This is a genomic window from Limibacillus sp. (genome assembly GCA_037379885.1).
Lineage (GTDB): Bacteria > Pseudomonadota > Alphaproteobacteria > Kiloniellales > CECT-8803 > JARRJC01.
The window spans coordinates 1-6915 of the sequence record JARRJC010000072.1; the positions used below are offsets into that span (position 1 = coordinate 1).

Below are 6915 nucleotides of genomic sequence, written 5' to 3' on the forward strand. Positions count from 1 at the left end.
TGGCTAGAAGCAGACATTCAATCCTCTCGCCCCTACAAGTTCACCCGTTGTGGACAAAGTGAAGAATCTTCACGGCGCAGAACAACGCTAAGACCTACCTGAACCAGTTGTTCGCTGTGGTCGCTCAGAGCTTCAGTACAAAAACGAGAGCAACAAAGAAAACGCGGAACAGCGCCGCGCCAAAATGATCACGTGCCGAACAGCACCCGCGCGGCCCGAACTAACACCATCGGGTCGAGGTCAGTTCGTGCAACTGGCGGTGGCAGAGGCACCCGCCCGGTCAAACTCGCCACGGCGGTTCGAGCGGAGCGCACAGAATATTCCACAGTGAATACGCAATCTCGGGGCAGCTCGCAAAACTGCCCGATTACAGTAAAGTTTCGAGCACCAATAGGGCGCACATCGGCACGGTCGCCAGAGCGACGCGGCATGAACTGGCTAGTGATGAACGGCATTCGGCATGGGAGAACGCGCGCCGTATCGAACCATGCCTTTTGCGCATTGGTCAGCTTGAGGTGCCCGGAAAGCTCAGAAATGATCTCATCACCTGTCGCCTCCCACATCGGTTTTTGAACGAAATCGCCGGTACGATCTCCACGCAAACCATAACCCCAGAAAATGTAGGTGCCGTGCTTCTGGTCACGGAAATGAGGCTGATGGAAAAGAACGATGGAGAGGATCCAGCCTGAATCTGCGAATGTAATTAGCCCTCCGGTTCCGGTCCGATTGTTTGTGAAATCCTCCATGAACTCGAAAAAATCGGGCCCATCCATGGTAACCGTGAAGGAATGCCACGCGGTTCTGCCGGTATCGGCGCAGAACACCTCGGGGTGGCCGAATCCTTCATTTCTTGCTGCGAGCATCCGCCAAAGTGTCCATGCACCACCCTCGCGATCATGGAGTCCTGGGGCGCTGTTGTTTGACCCCAGTACAGAACCATCAGTCATCGACCCCAGAGTGAGGTAAATGCCGTCGGCCTCGCGGATCGACAGTTTCCTACCGTCCGCTAAAACGAGTGAAGTGGCACGTCGGTCTTGTCGTGTTCCCTCGATTATGACGTCGATGACCTGTGTGTCGGTCAAAATTTTCACACCTCGGTTTCTCAGCCAAGTCAGGATAGGGGCAATCACCGAATCAAACTGATTATGACGCGTGCGCAGAATCCCAGCGATCCGGGTGAAGCCGGGGAAAAGGTGAATGAACCGCCGTAGGTAGCGACGCATTTCGGCCAACGAGTGCCACGGCTGAAAAGAGAACATTGTGGACCACATCAGCCAGAAATTAGTCTCGAAGAACGAGGGCTGGAACCAATCTTCGATGCTTTGGCCGCCTAAGGTCCGTTCCGACTGCAGGATAAGCCGGTTGATATCAACGATGTCTTGCGCACTGAGCGTGAGATGGTAGCGATCCTCGGCTGGTTTGCCATCACGCACTAGTCGGCAATTGGATGAACCGGGAACCATTCGATTGAAAGCAAAAATATCTTCGGCAATAGAAATATCCGGATCATTCGTGGACGGAATTGTGCGCAGAAGGTCAAAAGTGCAGGCGAAATGCTCTTCGAACATTCGACCGCCGCGGATCATGTATCCGACCTCTGCATTGCCCGATCCGTCGAGCGATCCTCCTGCGACGCTGAGCTGTTCATAGATGCAAATATCTTCGCCTTCGACCTCAGCGTCGCGGATCAAATAGACCGCTGTCGCCAATCCGGCGATGCCGCCACCAACGATGTGGTGCTGTTCTCGCGTTACAGAGTTGGGCATTTACTATCCCTCTCTAATTGTGATGCCTGCTCGGTCTACCCAAAGGGGGAGGACCAAGCGATGACATGGATCAGATGAGATGGCCTGCCCCTCTGAAAATGATCACTGAATAAGACCAACTCAAACAGGCACCCAACGTCCGCTACTGGCTAGAAGCGAACGTAACCGCAGCCCCGCAGAGTGCCTGATACTCATTGAAGAAAAACTCTGCTGAACCTCCGAAGTTCCTAATTATGGTGACAGCATCACCCTCGATTGAGCCAGCGCAATGCCCGTAAAAGGCGCTGCGCGGCAAGCTGTAACCGCGGATGGTGCGGAGAGAGAGATCATGACCCAAGGTGAGCGTAAAGCAGCATGGCAAGCCTTGTCTGGCGAAGATGCGCTGATGCTGCTGGAAAGTCGCCGCGAAGGCTTGGACTCACAGGAAGCAGCACAGCGGCGCAAACGCTTTGGGCTTAACATCCTGCCCCGCAGACAGCCCCCTGGATGGGGAGCCATACTGTTGCGCCAGTTCACCAATCCACTGGTGCTGCTACTGATCGCAGCCGCCACCATCTCCCTTATCGTTGGTGAGGGAGAAGACGCCGCCTTCATTGCAGTGGTTCTGATCTTTAACGCAGGCGTCGGCGCCGCTCAGGAAAAAGGCGCGGAGCAGAGCGCTGCCGCTCTCCACCGCTACATGGAATCGCACGTGCGGGTGCTGCGGCCCGGCGGCGAAGAACGGATCGTCGCCAGCCTTCTCGTGCCCGGTGATATCGTTGCGCTGGAAAGCGGCGACAGCGTACCTGCCGACTTGCGATTGCTTGAAAGCCAGCGCCTGTCAATCGATGAGTCTCTGCTCAGCGGAGAGTCGCAAGCAGTGGCAAAGGACGCGAAGCTTCTTCTGCCTCACGAGGCGCTTTTAACCGACAGCTGCAATCTTGCCTTTGCTGGGTCTTCGGTTAATGGCGGGCGGGCGCTCGGACTGGTGGTGGAGACCGGCGCAAAGACGCAGATAGGCCACATCTCCAGCGCTCTGCAGAGCACCAGTGAACAACCGCCGCCCCTGGTTTTGAGAATAACCCGTTTCACACGGCGCCTTTCCATTGCCAGCGTGGTGATAGTCGCCATCATTGCTCTGGCCGACTACATGCGGGGCGCGGAGTTGGTCGAGGTCTTCATTACCGCCGTCGCCCTGGCTGTGGCGGCAATCCCGGAAGGCTTACCAATCGCCATAACCGTGGCGCTTTCAATCGCCAGCCGCCGCATGGCCCAACACAACGTGATCGTGCGCGCTTTGCCTGCGGTCGAAGGTTTGGGCGCTTGTACACTGATCGCCAGCGACAAGACCGGCACGCTTACTGAAAATCGCCTGACCATCTTGCGCGCCTACACAGCGCTCGACGGCCATAAAACTCTCAACGGCAGAAAGAGTCCGTCTTGCGAGTCTCTGCACGCATTGCTGCGCGCAGGGCTGCTGTGCAACGACGCGCAGATTTCAGGCGAAGAGACCATCGGTGACGCCGTCGACCGCGCCTTCCTGACCGCTGCGCGCGACCAGGGTCTGATGGTCACTGCCGAGCGAGGCAAATGGCCACGGCTTTACGGCATACCCTATGAGCCCGAGCGGCGCTATCAGGCAACCTTTCACCGCCAGGAAGGGGCACAGACCTCACGCCTCCTGGCTTGCGTTAAGGGTGCGGCGGAGGTCGTACTGCCGCTCTGTGAGAATGTGTCCGAAGAAAGTCATGCGGTGGCAGACGCCTTGGCCTCAGAGGGTTTGCGGGTCATCGCCGTGGCGTCTGGCGAACTATCGGAAGCCGAAGCTCATATCACCGAGCAACCGCCCAGGGGACTTCGTTTCCTGGGATTTGTCGGTCTCAGCGACCCACTGCGCAAAGGCGCTCAGCAGGCCGTTTCGGACTGTGCGCGGGCTGGTGTCCGGGTGTGTCTGGTCACCGGCGATCATCCGCGGACAGCGCTCGCCATTGCCCAGTCTCTCGGCTTGGCGCAAACCGAAGAGGAGATCTTGACCGGCAGCGACCTGCATTCCGAAGACCCAATGCTGGAGGAGCGTATCTGCGCGGCACGGGTCTTTGCGCGTGTCGAGCCGCTTCAGAAGCTCAGAATCGTCGAAAGCCTCATGGCGGCGGGGCATTATGTTGCCGTCACCGGTGACGGCGTCAACGACGCGCCCGCCCTGCGCTCGGCAAATATCGGGGTGGCCATGGGGCGTTCTGGCACCGATGTTGCACGTTCTGCCGCCGATCTGATCCTGACCGACGATGCCTTCTCCTCCATCGTCGCTGGCATCGAACAGGGCCGTATCGCCTATGACAATGTACGCCGTGTGACGCTTTTGCTGCTGGCGACGGGTTTCGGCGAGATCGTGCTTTTCCTCCTGGCCCTTATCGTCGGTCTGCCGTTACCGCTTTTTGCCGTGCAGCTACTGTGGCTGAACTTGGTCACCAACGGCATCCAAGACATGGCCCTGGCCTTCGAAAAGGGCGAACCTGATACCCTGGATCGCTCGCCCCGGCCACCTAGCGAACCGCTGTTTGACCGTCGGATGGCCGAGCAGGTTGGGCTAGCAGGACTTTACATGGGCTGTAGCGCCTTTCTGGTCTATGGCCTCAGTCTTCATTGGGGCTGGGGCGAGACGCAGGCGCGCAGCGCCACGCTGCTGATGATGGTGCTTTTTGAAAATGTTCATGCATTGAATTGCCGATCGGAGCGGCGCTCAATTCTTCGCTTACCACTATCGGGGAATCCGTTGCTTGTCCTCTCCATAGCCGGAGCCCTTGGGCTGCACCTGGCGAGCGCCTGGATACCCTGGCTGGGTGATACCTTGGATATCGTGCCACCAACTTGGGAGGCGCTTGCGCTGCTGATCCCTCTAGCGTTGGGGCTGGTGCTGTTGATGGAAAGCTACAAGAAATATCGCGGGCGCAAAGAACCCTAGCACGAATGTCTAAGCGAATGTCCGCTATTGGCTAGAAGCAGACTAAAACCGAGGCCCCTCGAACTGAAAATTATCAAACTCGGGAAGAAGAATGGGGCTGCAAGTTTCGCAGCCCCATTATGTTCCTCTAGCCTGAAGCAGCTCCTATTCCGCTGGCAACGTCTTTGAGTAGCTGAGTACGTCCACCTGGTCTTGAATGGGCAATGCCATCAAAGCGGGCATCTCAACACCAGGGTGCCCAGCTCTGATCTTATGCAGAACCTCCCACGGATTAGCTTGGGCCTCAGTCCCGACATAGCCGGGTTCTTTTTCATCACCCCAGTTGAATGCGCGACCATCGAAGCCGTGACATGAAGCGCAGATATTCTGGAAAAGCGCCTTTCCGCGCTCTGGGTCACCAAGGACAGTCTTGTCGGGTTTTATGTATTCGGAAACATCGACCTGACCCTGACTAACGAAAGCCGCGATCCATAGCATTGCTTCCTTAGGGATCATATCGTGGGTGTAGCCATGGGCCTCACTCATGATGATCTGATGGATTTCTGAGGGATCTTTTCCGGCATACGCACGAACACCCTTGATGCCAGTCTTATAGGAACCTTTTCCATAAGCACCATCAGCTCCCGAGTAATCCCATCCGTGACACGACTTACAACGCCACGTTACAGCGCCTTCTTTCTTCGTGTTAGATGCTGGCCAGAGGGGATGTGTGCTATCAGGCTTATCAACATCTAATGAGGAGAACCAGTTGTCATAAAGACGCGCTCCTTTCGCCAAAACCCAGGCGTCGCTAGGCTCCGAAGGTGCTCCATAGATGTAATCTCTATGGTAGGCCTCATCATCTTCTGACGCTAAAGCTCGCTCTCCAAGACTGAATGCAACAACTGCTAGGGCACCTGCCATAGAGGTAAACAAGCCTATCTTAATTGATTTACTTAGCATTTATGGGTCCCTCCCACTTTGAGTTGGCTTCTCAATGCTTGAAAAGGTTTTTACAGATATTTTGTGTTAGAATATGCTGATATTCAGGCGTCTGCTTTGATATGGATCACCTGAGCAAAACGCGTGAGGGGGCTCTTTAGGGAAGATGCCTTTAGCGATCAGCTAAGGTGGGGAATCGATCCCCGACAATCTGCAAACTGTTCGCGCTTGGCTAAAAGCGGACCTTCATTCCGCTCACACCAATCCCCAAAACCTCAGCACGGATCTATCAAAAAAGCCGCGCCATCAATAAGGACGGCGCGGCAAGATAACAGGGAGGCTTCAAGCTTGGATAAAGACCAAGCTTTTAAACGATATCAGAGGCGATTCGAGCCGACCTAGAAGAAAGACAAACTCGAAATCTTCATGTCCGCTACCGGCTAAAAGCGGACGTTAACCCCTGACAATACCGACATTGACCCTCACGATCTCTTTTCACTCAAGAGATTACATAGCGTCTCAAGAATTTTGATCCTGGCAAACTTCTTGTCTTCAGAAGGAACCAAAACCCACGGTGCGTTGATGGTGCTCGTTCGATCAATCATTTCCACCGCCGCTGCCTGATAAGAGTCCCAATTCTTCCGATTACGCCAATCCTCCTCAGTTATCTTGAAGCGCTTAAAGGGAGTCTCTTCCCGACTCTTGAAGCGCTTCAATTGTTCGTCTTTGCTGATCTGCAGCCAAAACTTGACGACCTTCCGCTTGCTTTCCACAAGCTCACCTTCGAAATCAGCTATCTCCTGATAGGCGCGCTGCCAATCCTCGATGGGGCAGAGCCCTTCCACGCGCTCAACGAGCACTCGTCCATACCAACTCCTATCGAAAATAACCAAGCGGCCCTGAGAAGGAATACGCCGCCAGAATCGCCAGAGATAAGGGTGGGCTAACTCTTCGTCAGTGGGCGCTGCGATCGAATGGATTTGGTAGATGCGCGGGTCAAGCTGGCGCACAACTCTCCGGATGCAACCGCCTTTACCTGCAGCGTCGGCCCCCTCAAACACCACTATCATGCCGCTGCGTTTAAAATCATCGGCTTGTGTAAGTTTATGAAGACGTTGCTGCAGCGCATTTAGTTGCTTTCGATATGTCTTTGGGTGCTGCTTGCTTGAGAGATCTAAGCGATCCAGGATCGTTGGGCCAGGGATTCCCTTAGCTTTAAGTGGAGGTGTTGGAGCGGGCGCGGGGTGGCATGGTGCTTCGAGCTTATGCTCCATGCGGTCGAGTAGT

4 protein-coding genes are annotated in these 6915 nt (G+C 55.5%); 1 reads left to right on the forward strand and 3 read right to left on the reverse strand.

The genetic code is table 11. The annotated features are described in order from the left end of the window. Positions 1-188: 188 nt before the first annotated feature. A complete protein-coding gene (locus P8X75_13910; GenBank protein ID MEJ1996278.1) occupies positions 189-1766 on the reverse strand; it encodes an oleate hydratase in 1578 nt (525 codons plus the stop codon). A 328-nt stretch (positions 1767-2094) separates the two neighbouring features. Between P8X75_13910 and P8X75_13915 the strand changes: the two genes are divergently transcribed. After that, the gene (locus tag P8X75_13915) at positions 2095-4707 is read left to right on the forward strand and encodes an HAD-IC family P-type ATPase (protein ID MEJ1996279.1); all 2613 of its coding nucleotides are present in this window, start codon (positions 2095-2097) and stop codon (positions 4705-4707) included. Positions 4708-4851: 144 nt separating this feature from the next. On the opposite strand, the gene P8X75_13920 is transcribed toward P8X75_13915, so the two are convergent. Further along, a complete protein-coding gene (locus tag P8X75_13920) occupies positions 4852-5649 on the reverse strand; it encodes a c-type cytochrome (GenBank protein ID MEJ1996280.1) in 798 nt (265 codons plus the stop codon). A 461-nt stretch (positions 5650-6110) separates the two neighbouring features. Next, a partial coding sequence (locus P8X75_13925; protein ID MEJ1996281.1) for a polyphosphate kinase occupies positions 6111-6915 on the reverse strand: 805 nt, incomplete at its 5' end.

Bases quoted from the DNA above. Each gene is read 5' to 3' on its own strand.
- P8X75_13910 (MEJ1996278.1), bottom strand. From the start codon at position 1,766: ATGCCCAACTCTGTAACGCGAGAACAGCACCACATCGTTGGTGGCGGC.
- P8X75_13920 (MEJ1996280.1), bottom strand. From the start codon at position 5,649: ATGCTAAGTAAATCAATTAAGATAGGCTTGTTTACCTCTATGGCAGGT.
- P8X75_13915 (MEJ1996279.1), top strand. From the start codon at position 2,095: ATGACCCAAGGTGAGCGTAAAGCAGCATGGCAAGCCTTGTCTGGCGAA.